This window comes from Haloechinothrix alba, from assembly GCF_900188115.1.
GTDB classification, from domain to species: domain Bacteria; phylum Actinomycetota; class Actinomycetes; order Mycobacteriales; family Pseudonocardiaceae; genus Haloechinothrix; species Haloechinothrix alba.
Genome location: NZ_FZNW01000010.1, coordinates 61,153 through 81,316 on the forward strand (window position 1 = coordinate 61,153; position 20,164 = coordinate 81,316).

A 20,164-nucleotide genomic window follows, 5' to 3' on the forward strand; every position below is an offset into this window, starting at 1 on the left:
TGCGGTCGTGTGAAACTGCGGCCCGTGGTCGGGACGGTTGGGCACGTCGAACGAGGAGAGTCCGTGACGAGCTCCGCTGGCCGGCCGACGGGTCGTGAACGGCTGATCACGGACTTCGTCGAGCGAGTGCCGGGTGTGGCGCACGGGGTGATCGTGTCGGCCGACGGCGATCTGCTCGCCGGTTCGGCCGGGTTACCCCCGGCCCGCGCCGGGGAGCTGGCCACGGTCGTCACGGGGATGCTCGGCATGACGGCCGGTGTGGCGGACTGCCTCGCGGCCGGGCGCGTGCACCAGGCAGTCGTGGAGATGGAGCTCGGCTTCCTGTTGCTGATGACCGTCAGCGACGGGTCGTGCGTGGCGGCGCTGGCATCGCCACGCAGCGACATGGGCACGGTGGCCTACGAGATGTCGCTGCTCGTCGAGCGGTTGGGGGAGCAGCGTGCTACTAGCGAGTAGCTTATCGTGTCGGGTACGTGGCACACTCGCATAGCCGGGCCGTACGGCCCGGGTGACGACACGACACCGGGGGTGAGGCGTGACGAACGAGCGCGACGGTGACAGCAGGCTGCATGTTCAAGCGCCGCCCCGCGCGTCCTCGGTCGCCCCCGAGCAGCGCAGGAGGTCGCTGGTGCGCCCATACGCGCGTACCGGGGGCCGCACCCGCCCCGAGCACGACCTTGAGCTGGAGGCGATGGTCTCGACAAGCGAGACCGGTATGCGGTACGAGGGCGTGCGGACCGCGGAGCAGCGCAGCATCTGCGACTTCTGCACCCAGCCGAGGGCGCTGTCCGACGTGGTGACCGAGCTGGGGTTGCCGCTGGGCGTGGTGAAGGTGATCGTCGCGGACATGATGCGAGCGGGCCTGGTGCACGTGCACGACCCGGGCCTGCCCTTCGGCGAGGCCTCCTCGAAGGAGTTCCTCGACCGGCTGCTGAGCGGGCTGCGTAACCTGTAGCGCCACGCCCGTTTCGCACGCGACGGACCCGTCCTTACGACTCGACGAACGCCGCCGATGTGATGCGGTGCAGCGGGTAGCGCTCGTTGTCGTCGCCCTCGAGTACGCCACCGCCCACGCGCGTCGGGGTCACGATGTGCTGGCTGGCCGTGCCGTGCCCGTCGACGAGCCCGATCCAGACCTCCCTGCGCTGCAGGCTCGCGCGGGTCAGCAGCTCCAGCGTCGCCGACGTGTCCCCTTCGCCGCCGGGGTTTCGGACGCCTGCGACGCGCCGGGTCGACGCGGCACGGTCGCCCGAGCGGATGCGCGCGACGACGTCGGCGATGCGCTCCGAGGTACTCGCCCCGCTCGCCCCGGTCGCGCCTTGGGCCCGCCTGCGCGCGGGAGCCCGCTTCGGGGTGCGCTGCTCCTCGGTGCGCACGTCCAGTACCCGGCCGTCCGGCCCCTCCGCTGCCGGGGTGAACCCGCGCTCGCGCAGCCCGTCGAGGACCTCGGCCAGCGGCGACCCGCTGACGAGCACGGTCGGCGCGACCCTGCGCAGGTCGAGCTCCCCTGCCGCCGGGCTGTTGAGGATCTCCGCGAGCACGACCTCGTCGTCGCAGCGGAGGAAGGACGCGCAAGTCCCCGCGCGCAGCCTGCCGTGCCTGCGTGCCACGTCGTCGATGAGGTAGGTCAACCCCTGCGGCACCGGCGTGCGTGAGGTGCGGGCGAACAGGTCGTGCAGCTCCTCGGCACTGTGCCCCGAGTCGAGGGCGCGGCGGACGGAGTCCTCGGTCACCCGGTAGACCGTGGCGTGTCCCGCCGACTCGACGTCGGCGACCGCCGTGATCTCGGCAGCCAGGCCCGGTTCCAGCGGCCCCGGCGCGACGATGGTCAGGTCGGCCTGCACCAGCACGTGATCGACCGGCGCGGGCATCGCCACGGCCATGGCGGCCGTGGCGCGCCGCCTGCGCTCGTCCACGGACTCCCCTGCGGACTCGTCCCCGGCCTCGCCGGTGGGTTCCCCTGTGGACTCCTCGGCAGGCTCCAGCAACGTGCGTGCTGCTGAGGTGACAGCGCCGAGAGCGACCACCCCGAGAGCCGATGCCTCCCACAGCGCGGCACGGACCATCTCGTCGCGCAGCGGGCCGTCCCGGCGCGGGTTGCGCCAGGCCAGCAGCGTGACGAGCTGTTCCCCGCCCGCGATACCCGTGCCGTCCGGCAGCTCGGCGAGCGCCTCGAGAGCGCGGCGGCGCGCGGTCGCGGCGCGCGGCTTGTGCAGCTGGGTGGACAGGGGTGCTGGCTGCTTGTCCTTCTCCCCCGTCCCGCCTGCGCGCGCCGCGGCCGCGCTGTAGGCGAGGCAGGGCAGGCGGGGCAGGTCGAGCCACGCCGTGGCAAGGATGGCCCAGCGGTGCGCCGGTGGCGAGCCCAGCCAGCTGTCGGCCAGGTTCGTCAGCAGCCACTCCGGCTCGGTGGCTGTGCTCTCGGCCACGAGGTCGGCCCCGTACGCCAGCTCGGCGAGCAGCACCGCGCGAGCCTCGTCGATCTCGAGCTCGCGGGCGATCCTGCGCACCTCCCGCACGCCGAGCCCACCGGCCTTGAGCACCGGCGGCGGCGTTCGCGCCCACGACTCCAGCAGCGACTCCATGTGCCGGTTCAGCTCCATCGCCTCACCGGCGGCCGTGCTGTCCACGGTCTCCGTGGTATGCGGGTAGGTCTCCGGCGCGGGTTCGGTGCGCACCGCGTCCGGGAAGATCGGCTTCCCGCGCACCGCCAGCCCCAGCTGTCTGGGCAGCTCGACGGTGCCGCTGTCCTTGCGGACGAGCAGGCCGCGGGCGAGCAGGCTCTGCACCGGCGTACGGGCCTGCTCCAGCGGGATGTCCGAGCCGGCGTCCTTGGTGTTGCCGACAGGAGGTCCGGCCGCGAGCGTGTCGAGCAGCTTGCGTTCCGGCTGGGTCAGCGCCTCCAGCTCCGTGTGTACGTCCGTGCCGCGCAGCTCGGGAACGTCCCTGCCGAGCCCTGCCGGGTAGGGGCCGAGCACCTCGCGGGCAGCGGGCACGGTGCTGACGGCGCTGTCGTCTCCCCAGACCAGCGCCATCCTGCGCAGCCGGGTGAGCGCGCGACGGGTGGACGCGCCCGCGAGCTCGTCCACGGCCTCCGCGGTGACCGGTCCGGCATCGGCGTCGAGGACGAGAAGGGCCTCCAGCACGGCCAGCGTGAAGGTGTCGAGGTCCTCGCAGGCCCGTGCCACCGAGCCCGCGGTGCCCGCGCGGGTGGCGAGCACGTTCGTGTCGGCAGGTGGCGGCGTCGCCAGGTCGCGCCGGGCGGCGAGCATGCGGGCGAGCTCGTCGTCGCTCACCGAGCGCAGCCAGTGCGCGAGAGAGGTCGCAGACACGGCGCCACGATACCGAGTGCGTGCGCGCGCGGCCCACGAGGCGTGGCACGGCGAGCGCCCGGCGTCGCCGTGGGACCACCGCGACGGGAGCGATCGGGGTACGGCAAACTAGAGGCAGGCGTGTCGAGAACGTTGACGCACGACACTCGACGCATCATCGAGCGCACCGCGGAGGATGACGTGGCAGACAGCAAGAAGGTGGACCCGGACCGTATCGACCCGCAGTGGCCGCAGCTCGGCGACGGACAGACACCGGTTTCCGAGCTGGTGTCCGACACGCAGGGTTCGCAGTCGCCGTACGGTGATGTCTCCTTCCCGCTCGACTCGGTGCCGTACGAGCACCCCGAAACCGAGATCAACCGCTCCTGATCCCGCTGGGAACCAGCAGGGTTAGGGTCTGAGACGAGCCTCACACGCACCCACATGTCGATTCGGGGTTGCCATGCCTGTACCAGGTCCGGGATATTCCATCACCGTCCGTGCCGAGGCGCCTGCCGCCGCGAGTAGCGCAGGCGAGCTGACCTCAGCCGTCGGCGACGTCGGCGGCGTGCTCACCGCTTTCGACATCGTCGAGTCGCATCACGACAGCGTCGTCGTGGACATCAGCGCGAACGTGCTCAACGAGGAGCACGCCACCGAGGTCACCAACGCCCTCGACCAACTCGACGGGGTGCACGTCCGTAAGGTCTCCGACCGGACGTTCCTGCTGCACCTCGGCGGCAAGCTCGAAGTCGAGTCCAAGGTCGCGCTGCGCAACCGCGATGACCTCTCGCGGGCGTACACGCCGGGCGTCGCGCGGGTGTGCAAGGCCATCGCGGTCAACCCGGAGGACGCCCGCAGGCTCACGATCAAGCGCAACACGGTGGCCGTGGTCACGGACGGTTCGGCGGTTCTCGGCCTCGGCAACATCGGCCCGGCTGCCGCGCTGCCCGTGATGGAGGGCAAGGCCGCGCTGTTCAAGAAGTTCGCCGGTGTGGACGCCTGGCCGGTGTGCCTGGACACGCAGGACACCGAGGAGATCATCCGGACGGTGCGCGCGCTGGCCCCGGTATACGCCGGGGTCAACCTCGAAGACATCTCCGCGCCCCGGTGCTTCGAGATCGAGGCACGGCTGCGGGAGTCGATGGACATCCCGGTGTTCCACGACGACCAGCACGGCACGGCCATTGTCGTGCTCGGGGCCCTGCGCAACGCGTTGCGGGTGGTGGACAAGCCCATCGAGGACTGCCGGATCGTGGTGTGCGGCGTCGGCGCCGCGGGCTCGGCCATCATCCGGCTGCTCAAGCGCAAGAACCCCGCCGACATCATCGCGGTGGACAGCACCGGCATCCTGACCACCGACCGCGACGGCCTGGACGACAACCTGCAGTGGGTCGCGGACAACACCAATGCGGACGTGCGCTCCGGCACGCTGCACGACGCTCTCGCGGGCGCGGACGTGTTCATCGGGGTGTCGGTCCCGAACCTCATCGGCGCCGACCAGGTGGCGACCATGGCGCGTGACCCGATCATCTTCGCGCTGGCCAACCCCGACCCGGAGATCGACCCGCTCGAAGCGCACAAGCACGCCGCCGTCGTCGCCACCGGGCGCAGCGACTACCCGAACCAGATCAACAACGTGCTCGCCTTCCCCGGCATGTTCCGCGGCCTGCTCGACGCGCACGCGCACCACATCACCGATGACATGCTCGTGGCCGCGGCGAACGCGATCGCGGACGTGGTGGACGGGGACCGGTTGAACGCGTCGTTCATCGTGCCGAGCGTGTTCGACTCCGCCGTGGCGCCCGCGGTGGCGAGCGCGGTCAAGCAAGCAGCGACCGGTGGGTGATCGGTGCGGTACGCCCACGCACTATCCTCGTATCGATGAGTGAGTTCAGCCACCTCGACGAGTCCGGCGCCGCGCGGATGGTGGACGTCTCGGAGAAGACCGCCTCCGCGCGCACGGCGGTCGCCTCGGGAACGTTGCACACCACGGCCGAGGTGGTGGCGCTGCTCGCGGAGGGCGGGTTACCGAAGGGGGACGCGCTGGCAACGGCGCGGATCGCGGGGATCATGGGCGCCAAGCGCACCCCGGATCTGGTGCCGCTGTGTCACCCGATCGCGCTGTCGGGTGTCGACGTGGAGTTCGAGCTCGGAGACAGCGAGGTGCGCGTGACGGCCACGGCGCGCACCACCGAGCGCACCGGGGTGGAGATGGAGGCGTTGACCGCGGTCAGCGTCGCCGGGCTGGCGCTGCACGACATGGTCAAGGCCGTCGACGCTGCCGCGTCGATGGACGGGGTACGGCTGGACCGCAAAGAGGGCGGCAAGGCCGGGGTGTGGACGCGGCCGGAAGGGCGGTAACGCATGGGCAGCCGGATCGCGCGCGTTGTGGTGGCCTCCAACCGGGCCGCCGACGGTGTCTACCCGGATCGGACGGGCCCGATCATCGCGCACTGGTTGACCGAACGGTCATTCGACGTCGCACCGCCGGTCGTCGTGCACGACGGTGAGCCGGTGTCCGCCGCGCTGCGGCAGTGTGTCGCCGAGGGCGCGCACCTGGTGATCACCACGGGCGGCACGGGCATCTCGCCGACGGACCGCACGCCGGAGGCCACGGCGGCCGTCCTCGACTACCGGATTCCCGGGCTGTCCGACGCGGTTCGGGATGCCGGGTTGCCCGCCGTCCCTACCTCGATCCTGTCCCGCGGGATCGCCGGAGTGGCAGGTAGGACGCTGGTCGTGAACCTGCCCGGCTCGAAGGGTGGGGTGACCGACGGGCTCGCCGCGCTGGAGGGAGTGCTCGAGCACGCCCTCGACCAGCTGGCCGGAACGGACCACGCCGCGGGGCATGCGCCCGGTAGTACTACCGCTGGTGATGCCGCGGGGCATGCGCCCGGCGAGCAGGGGGCGGAGCCGCCTGCGGTGCCGGTGTGCCGGGTGACCGGGGAACCGATCGCGAGCGAGGAACACGCCGCTGCCGTGGCCGAACGGGCCGCGGGCGCGGTGGTCACGTTCGCCGGTGCGGTACGCGACCACGACGGCGGCAGGCACGTGCGGTCACTGTTCTACGAAGGGCACCCGAGCGCGGAGCAGGTGCTGGACAGCGTCGTCAGGGACGTCTCGGCCCGCCATCCCGCGGTGCGGGGAGTCGCGGTGAGCCATCGTGTCGGTGCGCTCGAGATCGGTGATGTGGCCCTGGCGTGTGCGGTCGCTTCCCCGCATCGCGCGCAGGCGTTCGCCGCGTGCGCGGACCTCGTCGAGGAGGTCAAGCAGCGGTTGCCGATCTGGAAGCACCAGGTTTTCGCCGACGGGACCGAGGAGTGGGTCAACTCGCCCTGAGCCTCGGTGCACGACGTGGGCCGTGCTGAGCTCGTGGGCTCCACCGCCGGGGGATAGCGGTGGAGCCCACGAGTGATGCGATGGAGCTATCGCCTACTGCTCAGCGAGATCACTCGGTGGCGATCTTCTGGCCGACCAGGATGTAGTCCGGGTCGCTGATGTAGTCGTCGTTGAGCTCGTGCAGCTTCTGGTAGCCGCCGTCGACGTCCTCCTTCTTCGCGATCTCGGAAAGCGTGTCGCCTTCCTCGACCTCGTAGTCCCCGTCGGGGTTGGACTCGGCGACGCGGGTTACCTCAGGGGCGGCCTGCTCGGGCGCGGCCTCCTGCTCCACCTCCTGCTCGGCGGGCTGCTCTGCGGAGCCGCCGGTGTTGGTCCCCTGGTAGCTGCCGCTGGCACCGGCCTTCTTGCCACACACCGGCCATGCGCCGATGCCCTGGCCTTCCAGAACGTTCTCTGCGACACGGATCTGCTCAGCCCGGGACTGCTCGTGCGGCATACCGCTGCCGCCATAAGCACGCCAGGTGTTGAGGTTGAACTGCAGACCGCCGTAGTAGCCGTTGCCGGTGTTGATGCTCCAGTCACCGCCGCTCTCGCACTCGGCGATGGCATCCCAGTTCACGCTCTCGGCCTGAGCTGGGGTAGCGGCCACTGCAAGCGGAGCACCGAATGCCAGGCTCGCGACTGCGGCGCGAGCGATGTTGCGGGTAGCTGTCGAGGTCTTGCGGTGCTTAGCTCGGTGAGACATTTGGCATCGTCAACCCTCCGCGCCGCGTTCCGCTCGGGCCGTGCCCGCTCCCTGTCCCGGAGTTACTTTCGCTCGGGGTATGGGCCGGGGGTCCGTTGGACAGGGATTGGCGCACGGATCCCCGGGTCTTGCCGTGGCTGGTCGGGGCCAACCGCAGACGACGGTACGTAGCTATGTTCATGATCGGAAATCGAGAGCTATGTGATCTGGATCACTGTAACGACCGAAAACTTGTGACGATTCCGATATATTCGCAGGTCAGAGGCCTGTTACCGAACCGTGTCCTTCTCGAAATCTTTCACCCTAAGTGAGGTCTGTGTCACGCCGTTTCCGGCCCGCTGGTCCGTTCGTGCAGGGCTCGTCGACTACGAAGAAGAGTGCAAATAGTACGAAAAGGTCGTGCCGGTTGCCCGCTGGTTGTCGGCGGGTTGCCTGCTCGTCATCCACCGGCGAACGGGGGGAGAACATCGATCGCCGCGTCGGTGTCGATCCGGTACGCGGCGTCCCGGATGGCGACCCCGTCCACAAGCAGGCTCGCCACGGTCAGGATCCGGTCCAGCTCGGCGGAGTGCTCGGCGCGGAGCCGGGCCACGACGTCGCCGAGGGTCGAACCGGCAGGCATCTCGAGTGCCCGTTCCTCGCTCCCCGCCGCCGCGCGCGCGGAGGCGTAGAACCGCACGCGGACCGTCACGGTTCGCGCGTCGGGGTCGGCGGGCGTGCTCATGACCGGTGATCGTATCCGGCGATGACCGGCGTCACGGCACCCAGGGTGGTGTACGGCACGGGCCGCGGATCACTCCGGATGGACATATGCGGATCTATCCTGGTGTCGAGTTCCGCGAATTCGGAGTTTTGACCCCTGTTCGAAACGCAGTCACGGATCTATGCTTGTCCGCGTGACTGTCTTCCGGTTCGCGCAGGCGGCCCGCCTGCTCGGCGTGAGTGACGACACCGTACGGCGGTGGGCGCGCTCCGGTGAGCTGCGTACCGGGGTGGACGTCGCAGGCCGCAAGATCGTGGACGGTCAGGAGCTGGCCGCGTTCGCCCGGCGCCAGGCCGAGCGCCGGCCTGCGGGCGAGAGCGACGCCACGGCTGTCGCGCGCTCGGCACGCAACCGCTTCGTGGGCCTGGTCACCGAGGTCCGGCGGGACTCGGTGATGGCGCAGGTCGAGGTGCAGTCAGGGGCTCATCGGGTGGTGTCGTTGATGAGCGCCGAGGCAGTCGACGAGCTGGACCTGGAACCGGGTGCCCTGGCCGTGGCCGTGGTCAAGGCCACCAACGTCATCGTGGAGACGCCGGGCGGGTCCGAGGCGGTCCCGCCCGGCACGGCGGACAGGCCCGAGGAACACACCGTGGTCGAGGTGTATCCGCCGGACGATGAGCTGGAGAGCTGGGGTCGCTGATGCGGCGTGCGTTCGGACCGCTGCTCGCGCTGGCACTCTCGGCGGTGTCGGCCGTCGCGGCCTGCGCCCCGGGCGGCGACCGTGAGGTACTGACGGTCTTCGCGGCCTCCTCGCTCACCGAGGTGCTCGGCGAGGTCGACGACTCGTTCACGGCCGAACATCCGGACGTGGACGTCCGCGTCAACCTGGCGGGCTCCTCGCGCCTGGCGCACCAGCTCACGGAGGGAGCCCGTGCCGACGTGTTCGTCTCCGCCGACCCGGTGACCATGCGCACGGTCGCCGAGCAGGGCATGCTCGCGGACGATCCCGAGGTGCTGGCGACGAACACGCTCACCATCGCCACGGCTCCCGGCAACCCGCACCGCATCGCGGGCCTGGACGACCTCGCCGACCCCGAGCTGCACGCGGTCACCTGCGCCGTCCAGGTTCCCTGCGGGCGGGCGACGAGGCGGCTCGTGCGCGCGCACGACATGCGCCTGCGGCCGGCAAGCGAGGAGCTCAGTGTCAAGGCGGTGCTGCAGAAGGTGCTGACCGGTGACGCCGACGCGGGAATCGTCTACCGCAGCGACGCGCGGGCGGCGGCCGACTCGGTCGAGTCGATCGACATCGCGGGGGCGGAGTCGGTCGTCAACGAGTACCGGATCGCGGTGCTGGCAGACGCCGCGCAGCCTCGGTTGGCCCGCGAGTTCGTGCGGTTCCTGCGTGCCGAGCCGGGGCGCCGTGCGCTCACCGCAGCCGGGTTCGGGGTCGATGATGGCCGGAACGGGTAACGCCGCCGGCGCCGCGGGCGCCGGGAGCATCCGGGCAGGCCGCTCGGACGGGACGACGGTGGCGGTCGGCGTCCCGCGGTTGCTGCGCATCCCCGCCGCGCTCGCGCTCGCCCTGGTCGCCCTGCCGATCGTTGGGTTGCTGCTGCGTACCGAGTTCACGCGGCTACCCGAGCTGCTGAGCTCGCAGGCCTCGTTGCACGCGTTGCGGCTGTCGCTGATCACAGCGTCACTGTCCACACTCGCCTGCATCGTTCTGGGTGTGCCGCTCGCGGTCGTCCTGGCCGGGACCGCCGGAAACCTCGGTGCACTGCTCCGCACGGTCGTGCTGCTTCCCCTCGTGCTCCCACCCGTGGTCGGCGGGCTCGCGCTGCTCTACCTGTTCGGTGTGAACGGCTTCCTCGGATACCTGCTCGACGTGGTCGCCGGGGCGCGGGTGCCGTTCACCACGGCGGCTGTCGTGCTCGCCCAGACCTTCGTGGCGATGCCGTTCCTGGTGATCAGCCTGGAGGGATCGTTACGCGCGCGCGAGGAGAACTACGAACGGGTCGCTGCCACGCTCGGTGCGCGTCCGTGGACGGTGTTCACCAGGGTGACGTGCCCGCTACTCCTTCCGGCGCTGGTGTCCGGCACGGTCCTGTGTTTCGCACGGGCGCTCGGGGAGTTCGGGGCGACGATCACCTTCGCCGGGAGCCTGCAGGGCGTGACGCGAACCCTTCCGCTGGAAGTCTACGCACAGTCGGAGTCCGATATAGACAGCGCCATAGCGCTGTCCCTGTTGCTGATCGTGATAGCTGTCGTGGTGATCGGTATCGCCAGGCCCCGCTCACTCCGGGGGCGGTCGTGAACCCGGGCGGCGGGTTGGACGCCACGGTGGAAGTCACCCGTGGCGACTTCCGGCTGCGTGCCGACGTCGGCATCCCGCCGGGGGGCGTACTCGCGGTGCTCGGACCGAACGGCTCGGGGAAGTCGACGCTGCTCGAGTGCATAGCGGGGCTGCGGCACCCGCACGGCGGCTCGGTCACCCTCGGGGATCGGACGCTGACCGACGTCGCGCGCGGTGTCCACATCCCGCCGCACCGGCGTGGCATCGGAGTGCTCGGCCAGGCCCCGCTGCTCTTTCCACACTGCACGGCACAGGACAACGTCGCGTTCGGACCGCGCGCGAGAGGTGCCGGTCGAGCGGCGGCGCGGAAGGTGGCACGGGAATGGATGGAGCGGCTGGCCGTGGCGGAGCTGGCCGCGCGCAAGCCGCACCAGCTGTCCGGGGGGCAGGCCCAGCGGGTGGCATTGGCACGCACGCTGGCCGACGAACCGGGGCTGGTGCTGCTCGACGAACCTCTCGCCGCGCTGGATGCCGACGCCGGACCGGCCATGCGGGCCGTGCTCGGGAGGGTGCTGCGCGACGGGGACGCGGCGCGGTGCGGGCTGCTCGTCACGCACGACCCCCTTGACGCGCTGACGCTCGCGGACAGCGTCATCGTGCTCTCCGACGGTGCCGTCGTCGAACGGGGTGCGACCAGGGAGGTGCTCGCCGCGCCCCGGACCCCGTTCACCGCGCGTATCGCCGGTCTGAACCTGGTGACCGGCCGCGCCGTGGCAGGCGGGCTGCGCACCGTGGATGGCGCCGTACTCTCCGCGGCGTCGTGCGACGGCGTGCCTGTGGGATCCCCCGCCGTCGCCGTTTTCCCGCCCGGAAACGTCGCGGTGCATCCGGGTCACCCTGCGCAGGGGCGCGGTGCGGGCAACCACAGCAACTCCGGCAGCGCCGTCGTGGAGAGCCTGGAGCCGCACGGGTCCGTCGTGCGGGTCCGCATCGGGGTGCCCCATGACAGCCCGGAGCACGCGTGGGTGGCGGGCCTCACCGCGGATGTGGCTCCTGCGGCCGTGGCCGAGCTGGGGCTCGAACCGGGACACCCGGTCGAGGTGGCGGTGCCTGCCGACGCGGTCGGCGTGCACGAGGCGTTCACCGGTCGGAGCTAATGGTGCGCGTGGCCGGTGAGAGCAGTGGGGCTTATCGTCGAGACTGTGAGTGACGATCAGCAGCCGACCTACGTGGTGGGCGATGTGCACGGGCACCGCGAGGCGCTCGAGGACGCACTGGCCGAGCACGGCATCGTGGACGAGTCGGGCGACTGGTCGGGCGGGTCGACTCACCTGTGGTTCGTGGGGGACTTCGTGGACAGGGGCCCGGACGGCATCGGCGTCATCGATCTGGTGATGCGGCTGCAGGAGCAGGCGGCCGATGCCGGTGGGTACGTCCAGACCTTGCTGGGTAACCACGAGATCCTGTTGCTGGGTACGCACCGTTTCGGGGACACCGAGATCGCTCCGGACACACCGGGCCGCACGTTCGCGCGCAGCTGGCTCATCAACGGGGGGCAGGCAGACGATCTCGAGCACCTGCGGGACACGCACGTCGAGTGGCTCGTGTCCCGTCCCGTCCTCGCGCATGCCCTCGACCACCTGCTGTTGCACTCGGACACGATGGAGTACCTGCACTGGGGAGACGATCCCGCGGAGATCAACGCGGCTGTGCAGTCGGTACTGGCAGGGGACGACCTCGAGCAGTGGTGGGAGCTCTGGCGCAGGCTGACCACGCGGTACGCGTTCCGTGGGGGCAACGGTGCGGACGCGGCGGAACGGATGCTGGAACAGCTCGGTGGCACCAGGATCGTGCACGGTCACAGCGTCATCGCCGACCAGGTCGGGCTGGCCCCGATGGAGATCAGCGGCCCGCACTCCTACGCGGGCGGCCGGGTGCTCGGTATCGACGCAGGAGTGTTCGCGGGCGGGCCGTGCCTGGTCGTGCGGCTGCCGTGGGACAGTTGACGTACCGGAGTCCGCGCCGGCGCCGGCACGACCGCAACGCTAGCTCGAGCAACACGTGAGGAAACTGCAACGTGCGAGCATGGCACGCCTCCTCGCACCTCAACTACGATCGTTCGGTCGGGCGCACGTGATCAGGCACGCAGGAGGATCGAGTGGTGGCGTGGTGAACCCACTGGGCGAGACGACTCGGCGCGGGACGTGGCGTGCACCACTACCAGTCGTGCACGGGACCGCCCTGCCGAGTGAACCGCGCTGCGGCCCGCGAACCGGAACCGTGCGCCGGGACGCGATGACGCCGCGGCGTGGTGCAGCGCAGCGTCGGTCGGTGAGCGGATGCGGGACGGGGACGTCGTCGGAGTCAACGGCCCGGGTCGCGAGCTCGGGCACGGGTGCCACCGGCAGTGACCGTGAGGAGTGAGGGGACGTGTCGGCAGAGGACAGGTTGGAATCCGCGGCCGGGGCGGATGATCACAGCGAGCTCGATCCGGGCGCCGCGCCGCGCGAGGGGGACACCGGCGATGCGCACGTGCCTGGCGACGAGGTCGCGGGCGACGAGTCCGCGCCGGAGGACACGGCTGTTGACGACGCAGCCCACGATGCCGCGACCAATGACGCCGCGGGAACGCTCGGGGCTGAGCACCGTGATGACGCGGGAGCGCTCGAGGACGGCCCTTCCGGGGCGAGTGCACCGGATGTGAACGACAGGGCCGCGAGCGCTGCGGTGGGCTCGTGCTCCGGTCAGCTGGACGGGGTGGATGCGGCAGCCTCCGGTGATGCAGGCGCCCAGCGGGACGAGGCCCAGCAGGAGGAGGCCCAGCAGGACGGTGCCGCGCACGAAGGTACCGAGGACGGAAGCACGGAGGACGGTGCTGGCGCGACGGCCGTGCAGGACCAGTCGCAGACCCACCAGGAGTCCCGGCAGGAGGACGCGGCGGGGACCGGGTCGGGTGACGACGCGGAGGAGCCTCCCGATGATTCCGCGAGTGCCGGGTATCCCGCGGTCGAACCTGCTGGGGAACCCGCTGGGGAGCCCGCTGGACAGGACCCGGGACAAGCCGAGGCGTACACGCCCGACGAGGCGAGCTTCCCGCAGAGCGATCCGGACGGCGACCTCGAGAACGACCTCGCCGATGCCGAGGCCGGTTCGTGGGTACGGCCGTACGTCTGGACGGGCGGGCGCACCGGAAGCACCGTGGAGTTCGCGCTGGAAACCCTGGTCAGTGCACGCTCCGGAGCGGCGGACACCGACCCGGACGCGATCCGTGAGGAGCACAGGCGGGTGCTGGAACTGTGCGAGCACCCCCGGTCGGTGACCGAGATCGCCGCCCGGTTGTCCGTGCCGCTCGGCGTCGCCAAGACTCTGATCGGCGCCATGGCCGAGGAGGGCATGATCGTGGTGCACAGGGCGGGTTCCGGCCCGGACTCCGGTCCCGACCTCGAGCTGATGGAGCGGGTGCTACGCGGCCTGCGGAATCTCTGACCGCCGGGCAGCCACAGGCCTGGGCAGTCACAGGCTTCGTGCTTCGCGGACCAGGGTTACCAGGCCGGAACCGAAGCCGACCGAGGTGAAACCGATCGCGCTCACGCTCAACCACACGGGCAGGTCGGTGTGACCGAGGGCGAACAGTACGAACACCGCGGCGACAGCGATCATGCCGATGACGAACAGGCCGACGGACAATGCCATCATGCGGGACGGTCTGCTGCGGGGCGTAGCGGAGTCGCCGTGTTCGGCGTGGGCGGACATGGCGTACAGGCTAACGGTTTCTCCTCGCGGAGCTAACCGCGATAGGCTGGGTAGTGACGCGCGTCGGTGGGTGGGGCCACCCCCGAGGCGCGTTCGTCGTGCGGGTCAGGGAAGCTTCCCACTGGGCATGCTCTCCGACGGCGTACGGCGCGCGGTCCGATGAGCGAAGGAACGGTGAGTACAGTGCCGACCGGCAAGGTCAAGTGGTACGACGCGGACAAGGGTTTCGGCTTCGTCACCCAGGACGGGGGCGAGGACGTCTATATTCGCAAGTCCGCGTTACCTCAGGGGGTTGACTCTCTCAAGTCTGGTCAGCGACTCGAGTTCGGCGTTGCCGACGGTCGGCGCGGCCCGCAGGCACTGTCCGTGCGGCTCCTGGACACGCCGCCGTCGGTCGCCGAGGCGCAGCGCAGGCCCGCGGAGGAGCTGCACGGCATGGTCGATGACATGATCAAGCTCCTCGAGGCGCGTGTGCAGCCTGTCCTGCGCCAGGGACGTTACCCGGAGCGCAAGAACACCAAGCGGATCGCGGAGGTCATGCGCGCGGTGGCGCGGGACCTGGATCCGTAGCGCGCACGTTCACGAGCGGGCTTCGAAGGCGACCGGCCAGATCCCGCGCGTGACCGGCTGCATGGCTCCCTCCTCGTCGCGGATCGGCTCCCCTTCCTGATCCGCGGCGAAGGCTGCGCCCATCTGCTGCACCTCGACGATGAGCAGCGTCGCATCCGGGCTGGGCGGTTCGGCGGTGAACGCGTGTGCCTCCCCCGGGGAGAAGTACTCCTGCTGCACCGGAAGTGGCGTGCCGTCCGCGTCCGCCGCCTGGACGTTCACCAGCCACGGGGTCTCCGCGACCTCGCCGGGCACGGAGATCTGCGCGGGCTGGCCAGGACGGGTGGGCAAAGCGTACTCGTGCGTCTCGTCGTTGTCGCATTCGGTGACTTCGACGTCGCAGTAGGTGAACGGCTCGACCTGGATGGCCTCGCCGTCGGAGTAGATGGTGATCTCGGGGGGACCGACCTCGCCACAACCCGCCACGGCGAACACGGCGCCCGCCGTCCCGGCGAGCACGGCCGGCTTCACGCCACGGCGCGGGCGTCGCTCCCCCGCCGGATCCGGTGACCGCGCGTCACGTACTGCCATGGTTGTCGAGACTACGGGCGCGCTGTCGGCGCGCCGAGCGAGGGTGCCTCGGTGTGGTCTCCGCGACAACCGCCCGCTGCGTGGTGTTCGGTCACGACGCGGCCGGGACGAACCGGACCCGGAACACAGCGGGCCAGTTCTTGCCCGTCAGCAGGAACCGATCGGTGCCGGGCACGGAAGCGATCCCGTTGAGTACCCCGGCCTCGTCCTCGTCCTGGGGGTCGAGCAGGCCGGACGCGTCGATCTCGGCGGTGACCGCCCCGTCTGCGGGGTCGATGCGCATGACGGTGTCGCTGCGCCAGACGTTCGCGTAGACGTCCTCGCCGACACACTCCAGCTCGTTGAGCCGCTCGACCGCCTCGCCCGCCGACGTCACCGCGACGTCGTCGAGCGGGGCGAAGCTGTCCGGGTCGCGGAAGGTCAACCTGTCCGACCCGTCGCTCATGACCAGGCGGTCGTGCCGTCGCTGGTAGCACAACCCCCACCCCTCACCCTCGTAGCCGACCCTGCGCAGCTCGTCGAGTGTCTCCCGGTCGCGCTCGATGGCGATCTCACTCTTCCAGGTCAGCTGCCATACCCGGTCATCGACGACGGTGAGGCCCTCGGCGAACAGTGGCGCGGCGAGCTCGGCGCGCGCCAGCTCCGTGCCGGTGTCGATGTCGGTCGCGCGGATATCCGACTCGCCGACGAGCCCGGTGCTTTCGTAGAGTGTGCCGTGAGCGATCTCGAAACCCTGTGTGAAAGCGGTGGGGTCATGTGGAAGCGTCTCCAGAACGTCGGCGCGCAGGTCTTCCGGAGGTGGGGTAGCGCCGGACCCCGGCGACCCGCACGCGAGCACGAGACCGGCGGTGAGGGCACCGCAGACCGCGACCGGTCGCCGGGCAGTTCGACTGAACGCGCGCACGACACCAGCCTCGCACGCCCCGGGGAGCACGCAGGGACGGCGGCGGACACCGGCGTGTCAGCGCGTGGGACTATCCTGGAGGATATGAGTTCGACGCCGACCGCTGCCGCCACGCAGCCGCAGCCGGGGCCGTGGCTGGTCGACGCCGCGGGGCTCGCCCGTGACGCCGCCAGGGAGGAAGCGGCCGACCGCGGGTACGACCCGGATTCCACTGTCGGGTCGTACTGCGGAGTGCGGCACGAGGACGATGTCAGCGTCACACACCTGTTCGACGCGGCGGTCCCCGGTTACGGGGGGTGGCAGTGGCAGGTGACGGTCGCGAGTGCCGGTGAGGACTTCCCGGTCACCGTCAGTGAGGTGTTGCTCCGCCCGGGCCCCGGCGCCCTGATCGCCAAGGACTGGGTTCCGTGGGAGATGCGGGTCCGGCAGGGCGACCTGGGCATCGGAGACGTCCTGCCGGTCAGGGAGGACGATGAGCGTCTCGTACCCGGCTACCTGAGTTCCGACGACCCCGGTGTCGAGGAGGTTTCCTACGAGATCGGGCTCGGCCGCGCGCGCGTGCTGTCCAGGCGTGGGCGGCTCGATGCGGCGGAGCGCTGGCGCGGCGGCGAGTTCGGGCCCCGTTCGGACATGGCGCGCAGCGCACCGCAGCCCTGCGGCACGTGCGGGTTCTACCTGCCGCTCGCGGGCTCGATGCGCGCGGCGTTCGGGGTGTGCGGTAACGAGGTCGCGCCCGCTGACGGGCACGTCGTGCACGTCGAGTACGGGTGCGGAGCGCACTCCGAGGCCGATGTCGACACCGGCGCCGTCGTACCGGTAGCGCAGCTCGTCTACGACGACTCCCGGCTGGACGTCGACGGCGTCGAGTCCTCCGGCGCCGGACTGGAGTCGTGAGCGGTACGCCCGACCAGGAGGCCGATCCCTTCGGCACGGCCGCGCTGCGTGCCGCTGTGTTGGATTCCTGGCAGCGGTCGCCGACCAGGTTCACCGAGGACGCCAATGCCGAGGAGGACCTCCGGCTCGGCGCGTACGCCGACCGGCTGTTCGTCGAGCTGGCGCAGAACGCCGCGGACGCGGCCTCCCTGGCCGGGGTCGGTGGCCGGATGCGGGTGTCCGTCGTCGAGGGGGAGCTGCGGGTTGCCAACACCGGCGCTCCCCTCGACCGGGACGGCGTGACGGCCCTGGCGTCGCTGCGTGCCTCGGCCAAGAGCGGGGCGAGCACGGTCGGCAGGTTCGGTGTGGGGTTCGCCGCGGTCCTGACCGTGTGCACCGAACCGCGGGTGGTCTCGCGTACGGGTGGGGTGGCCTTCTCGGAGGCCGGGACCCGGCGGTGCGTGGCCGACATCCCGGAGGCGCGGCGGCAGGCGGCCGACAGGGGCGGCGCGGTGCCGGTGTTGCGCCTGCCGTGGCCCGTTCCGGGTGCCGAGCCCGACCTGCCGGAACCGTTCGACACCGAGGTGCGGTTGCCGCTCGCGGACGGCGTCGACGCGTCATCGTTGCTCGCGGAGTTCGCGGACGAGGTCACCGACGTGCTGCTGACATTCCCGGCGCTGGAGCAGGTGGATATCGCCGGGGACGTGTGGACCCGCAGCGACACGGGCGAGGGCGTCGTGGAGATCGCCCGGTCCGGCTCGACGAGCACGCGGTGGCTTGTGCACTCGACATCCGGTGATTTCTCCGAGGAGCAAGCTGCGACACTGGGAATCGAGGCGGCGCACCATCCTCGATGGACTGTCCTCTGGGCACTTCCAGTGGACGGTGAGAACCGTCCACAACCGGTGGACCGCGATGTGCTGCACGCGCCGACGGCTACCGACGAGCGGTTGTCGCTGCCTGCCAGGCTCATCGCCAGTGTCCCCGTCGAGCCGTCGCGCCGCCGGGTGCGCGGTGGCCCCGCTGCCTCGGCAGTACTGGCTGCGGCCGCGGACGCCTACCTCGATCTGGTGCGGTGCGTGCCCGCGCGCCGGCGTCTCGAGCTCGTGCCTGCCGCGGGGTTCCCGGCATCCGATGTGGACGGGGAGCTGCTGGAGCTGATCGGTGCGCGGCTGCGGGAGCAACCGTGGCTGCCCGCCGCGTCCGGAGGCGGCGACATCTCCGGTGACCGGGCCGCGGTGCTCGACGTCGACGCGCCCGGGCTCGCTGAGCTGCTCGGTGAGGTGGTCGCCGAGCTGGTCGCCGCGCCGCACGTCGGGGGCCGCGCGGCGGGCGTGCTGGCTCGCGTCGGGGCGCGGGTGCTGGATGTGGCCGCCGCGCTGGACGCGCTGATGGGCGTCGAGCGGCCGCCGCGATGGTGGTACCGGCTCTACGACGCGCTGCTGGCGCTGCTCGACGACCGCTCCGTCGACCAGGAGGCGCTCACCGGCCTGCCCGTCCCCCTCGCCGACCACCGCACCACGCTCGGGCCGCGCGGCGTACTCCTGCCCGGTGGAGGAGCCGAAGGTGACACCGGGCTCCATAGAGGGAACGAAGGTCACCTCGGGCTCCCAACCGAGCTGCTGGAGTTGCTCGGCACGGCCGGGGTGACCGGGCTGCGCGTGGTGCATCCCGACGCGGTGCACCCGCTGCTGGAGCGGCTCGGCGCGGTACCGGCGGGGCCCGCCGAGCTGCTGGACGCCGCCGAGCTGCGCGCGGCGGTGGAAAGCAGCGTGGACGACGCGGTGTCCGGCCTGGACACCACACCGCTCGCGGAGCTCGTCCTGCGCCTGGTCGCCGAGACCGGAGCCACCATCGACGAGCGCCCTGGCATCGCCGCGCTCGCCCTCACCTCGGCGAGCGGGGACGCTCGCAGGGCCGACGAGCTCGCGCTGCCGTCCGCGCCGCTGCTCGAGGTGCTGGACCCGGAGGCTGTCGGGCCGCAAGGCCCGCTGGACGTGCTTGCCGAGGACGTGGCGCGGCGCTGGCCCGCGGAGGTACTGACCGCGACCGGCGTGCTGGACTCGTTCGCCGTGGTGACCGACGACGACCCTGTGGGGCCGGAGCACGACCTGCCCGAGGAGCCCGAATGGTGGGGCTCGACGTCGCGACCCCCGTCCAGGGTGCTCGCGGTCCGCGACCTCGACCTGGTGGCCGACGACAAGTGGCCGGCGGCGTTGCGGCTGCTGGCCGAGTCCCCAGGCAGTGGGCACGCGCTTCGCGAGCCCGGTGGGCACACCGGCTGGTGGATCGCCAGGTTCGCCGATCTCGGCGGGGCCGCCCCGCGGAGCTGGCGGATGCCGGACGCGGCGGCGCTGGACGGCCTCTACGACCCGGTTCCCGATGTGGGGCTACCGCGGGATGTGCTCGTGGCAGCGGGTGTGCGGGAGGAGCTCGCCGTCCGCGATGCCGCGGACGCCGCCGACCTGCTCGCCCGCCTCGCCGACCGCGACCGCGCGCCACGCCCCGGTGTGGTGCTCCGGGCGCATGCGGCGCTGGCCGAGCTGGCGGCCCGTCCGGGGTTCGACGTTGCCGAGGTCGACGCGCCGGCCGAGGTGCGAGCGCTGGACGGTGGCGTGATCGACGCCGGCCACGCGTGTGTGCTCGATCAGGCGTGGCCGCTGGAGGTCGTCGATGCGGGCCTGCTCGTCGGTTGCGGGCGCGCGTGCGACTCGCTGGCCGAGCTGCTGGATCTCCCGCCGGCCCGCGAGGTGTATGCGGGTGAGGTGACCTCCGAGGGCGACGTCCTGAGTTGGACGGAGCTGAGCGCGATTCGCGACGTGGCCGACCTGCTCGGCACGGCAGTGCCGGAAGGGGGGCTCTGCCTGCATCCGCGGTTGACGGTCCGGGTGGACGGGAAGGACCGGCAGGCGCGCTGGTGGGTCGCGGCGGACGGGCTGGTGCATGCCGAGGACAGCATCGACGGGCTGGCGCGGGCCTACGCGTTCGCCGCCGACCGGTGGGAGGCGCGCCACCAGATCGCCGCGCTGCTCACCGACCCGGAACCCGCTACCTTGTTCGGGTGACAGACGAGGGTCGGCCGACTCGTCGTGGATGGTCCGCC

20 protein-coding genes and 1 pseudogene are annotated in these 20,164 nt (G+C 71.3%); 15 read left to right on the forward strand and 6 right to left on the reverse strand.

The features are described 5' to 3' along the window. The first annotated feature begins 63 nt into the window (after positions 1–63). Together CHB84_RS11160 and CHB84_RS11165 are read left to right on the forward strand one after the other, a co-directional pair. On the forward strand, positions 64–456 hold the full coding sequence (locus CHB84_RS11160; RefSeq protein ID WP_089301496.1) for a roadblock/LC7 domain-containing protein: 393 nt from the start codon (positions 64–66) through the stop codon (positions 454–456). Between the two features lie 79 nt (positions 457–535). Then, on the forward strand, positions 536–955 hold the full coding sequence (locus CHB84_RS11165; protein WP_089301497.1) for a DUF742 domain-containing protein: 420 nt from the start codon (positions 536–538) through the stop codon (positions 953–955). Positions 956–989: 34 nt separating this feature from the next. Here CHB84_RS11165 and CHB84_RS11170 read toward each other — a convergent pair whose 3' ends face one another. Next, complete coding sequence (locus tag CHB84_RS11170) at positions 990–3,329, reverse strand: helicase-associated domain-containing protein (protein WP_089301498.1); 2,340 nt, start codon at positions 3,327–3,329, stop codon at positions 990–992. 156 nt (positions 3,330–3,485) lie between these two features. On the opposite strand from CHB84_RS11170, the gene CHB84_RS11175 reads away from it, so the two are divergent. From CHB84_RS11175 to CHB84_RS11190, 4 genes are all read left to right on the forward strand, one after another. Next, positions 3,486–3,698: a hypothetical protein gene (locus tag CHB84_RS11175; RefSeq protein WP_425432300.1), complete on the forward strand. Its 213-nt coding sequence runs from the start codon at positions 3,486–3,488 to the stop codon at positions 3,696–3,698. 73 nt (positions 3,699–3,771) lie between these two features. Beyond that, the gene (locus tag CHB84_RS11180; RefSeq protein WP_089301499.1) at positions 3,772–5,157 is read left to right on the forward strand and encodes an NAD-dependent malic enzyme; all 1,386 of its coding nucleotides are present in this window, start codon (positions 3,772–3,774) and stop codon (positions 5,155–5,157) included. 35 nt (positions 5,158–5,192) lie between these two features. After that, positions 5,193–5,672: a cyclic pyranopterin monophosphate synthase MoaC gene (gene moaC, locus CHB84_RS11185; RefSeq protein WP_089301622.1), complete on the forward strand. Its 480-nt coding sequence runs from the start codon at positions 5,193–5,195 to the stop codon at positions 5,670–5,672. A gap of 3 nt (positions 5,673–5,675) precedes the next feature. Then, positions 5,676–6,650, forward strand: a complete 975-nt coding sequence (locus CHB84_RS11190) for a molybdenum cofactor biosynthesis protein MoaE (protein ID WP_089301500.1) — start codon at positions 5,676–5,678, stop codon at positions 6,648–6,650. A 109-nt stretch (positions 6,651–6,759) separates the two neighbouring features. Here the strand turns inward: CHB84_RS11190 and CHB84_RS11195 are convergent, their stop codons facing one another. Both CHB84_RS11195 and CHB84_RS11200 read right to left on the reverse strand, forming a co-directional pair. Then, on the reverse strand, positions 6,760–7,395 hold the full coding sequence (locus CHB84_RS11195; RefSeq protein ID WP_089301501.1) for a transglycosylase family protein: 636 nt from the start codon (positions 7,393–7,395) through the stop codon (positions 6,760–6,762). Positions 7,396–7,834: 439 nt separating this feature from the next. Continuing rightward, entirely contained in the window at positions 7,835–8,119 is a 285-nt protein-coding gene (locus CHB84_RS11200; protein ID WP_089301502.1) for a MoaD/ThiS family protein, read from the reverse strand. Between the two features lie 172 nt (positions 8,120–8,291). Here CHB84_RS11200 and CHB84_RS11205 point away from each other — a divergent pair. The 6 genes and pseudogenes from CHB84_RS11205 to CHB84_RS11230 form a co-directional block, all read left to right on the forward strand. Next, a pseudogene (locus CHB84_RS11205) lies at positions 8,292–8,705 on the forward strand (TOBE domain-containing protein); the annotation flags it as partial. Between the two features lie 92 nt (positions 8,706–8,797). After that, on the forward strand, positions 8,798–9,568 hold the full coding sequence (gene modA, locus CHB84_RS11210; RefSeq protein WP_089301504.1) for a molybdate ABC transporter substrate-binding protein: 771 nt from the start codon (positions 8,798–8,800) through the stop codon (positions 9,566–9,568). Between the two features lie 79 nt (positions 9,569–9,647). After that, entirely contained in the window at positions 9,648–10,412 is a 765-nt protein-coding gene (locus tag CHB84_RS11215; RefSeq protein WP_245818691.1) for an ABC transporter permease, read from the forward strand. Next, positions 10,409–11,548, forward strand: coding sequence for a sulfate/molybdate ABC transporter ATP-binding protein (locus CHB84_RS11220; RefSeq protein ID WP_245818684.1), 1,140 nt, complete (start codon positions 10,409–10,411; stop codon positions 11,546–11,548). The genes CHB84_RS11215 and CHB84_RS11220 overlap by 4 nt, the downstream gene beginning before the upstream one ends. 45 nt (positions 11,549–11,593) lie before the next feature. Further along, complete coding sequence (locus tag CHB84_RS11225) at positions 11,594–12,397, forward strand: metallophosphoesterase (RefSeq protein WP_089301624.1); 804 nt, start codon at positions 11,594–11,596, stop codon at positions 12,395–12,397. A 424-nt stretch (positions 12,398–12,821) separates the two neighbouring features. After that, entirely contained in the window at positions 12,822–13,877 is a 1,056-nt protein-coding gene (locus CHB84_RS11230) for a DUF742 domain-containing protein (RefSeq protein ID WP_089301506.1), read from the forward strand. Between the two features lie 27 nt (positions 13,878–13,904). Here CHB84_RS11230 and CHB84_RS11235 read toward each other — a convergent pair whose 3' ends face one another. After that, complete coding sequence (locus tag CHB84_RS11235; RefSeq protein ID WP_089301507.1) at positions 13,905–14,144, reverse strand: hypothetical protein; 240 nt, start codon at positions 14,142–14,144, stop codon at positions 13,905–13,907. A 183-nt stretch (positions 14,145–14,327) separates the two neighbouring features. On the opposite strand from CHB84_RS11235, the gene CHB84_RS11240 reads away from it, so the two are divergent. Next, entirely contained in the window at positions 14,328–14,714 is a 387-nt protein-coding gene (locus tag CHB84_RS11240; protein WP_089301508.1) for a cold-shock protein, read from the forward strand. A 9-nt stretch (positions 14,715–14,723) separates the two neighbouring features. On the opposite strand, the gene CHB84_RS11245 is transcribed toward CHB84_RS11240, so the two are convergent. Together CHB84_RS11245 and CHB84_RS11250 are read right to left on the reverse strand one after the other, a co-directional pair. Beyond that, positions 14,724–15,284 (reverse strand): DUF2771 family protein, encoded by a 561-nt coding sequence (locus tag CHB84_RS11245; protein WP_089301509.1) that lies wholly within the window; start codon positions 15,282–15,284, stop codon positions 14,724–14,726. Positions 15,285–15,375: 91 nt separating this feature from the next. Continuing rightward, a complete protein-coding gene (locus CHB84_RS11250; RefSeq protein ID WP_089301510.1) occupies positions 15,376–16,188 on the reverse strand; it encodes a glutaminyl-peptide cyclotransferase in 813 nt (270 codons plus the stop codon). A gap of 84 nt (positions 16,189–16,272) precedes the next feature. On the opposite strand from CHB84_RS11250, the gene CHB84_RS11255 reads away from it, so the two are divergent. Further along, positions 16,273–17,082 (forward strand): DUF3027 domain-containing protein, encoded by an 810-nt coding sequence (locus tag CHB84_RS11255; RefSeq protein ID WP_089301511.1) that lies wholly within the window; start codon positions 16,273–16,275, stop codon positions 17,080–17,082. Further along, a complete protein-coding gene (locus CHB84_RS11260; protein WP_089301512.1) occupies positions 17,079–20,126 on the forward strand; it encodes a sacsin N-terminal ATP-binding-like domain-containing protein in 3,048 nt (1,015 codons plus the stop codon). The genes CHB84_RS11255 and CHB84_RS11260 overlap by 4 nt, the downstream gene beginning before the upstream one ends. The last annotated feature ends 38 nt before the right edge of the window (positions 20,127–20,164 follow it).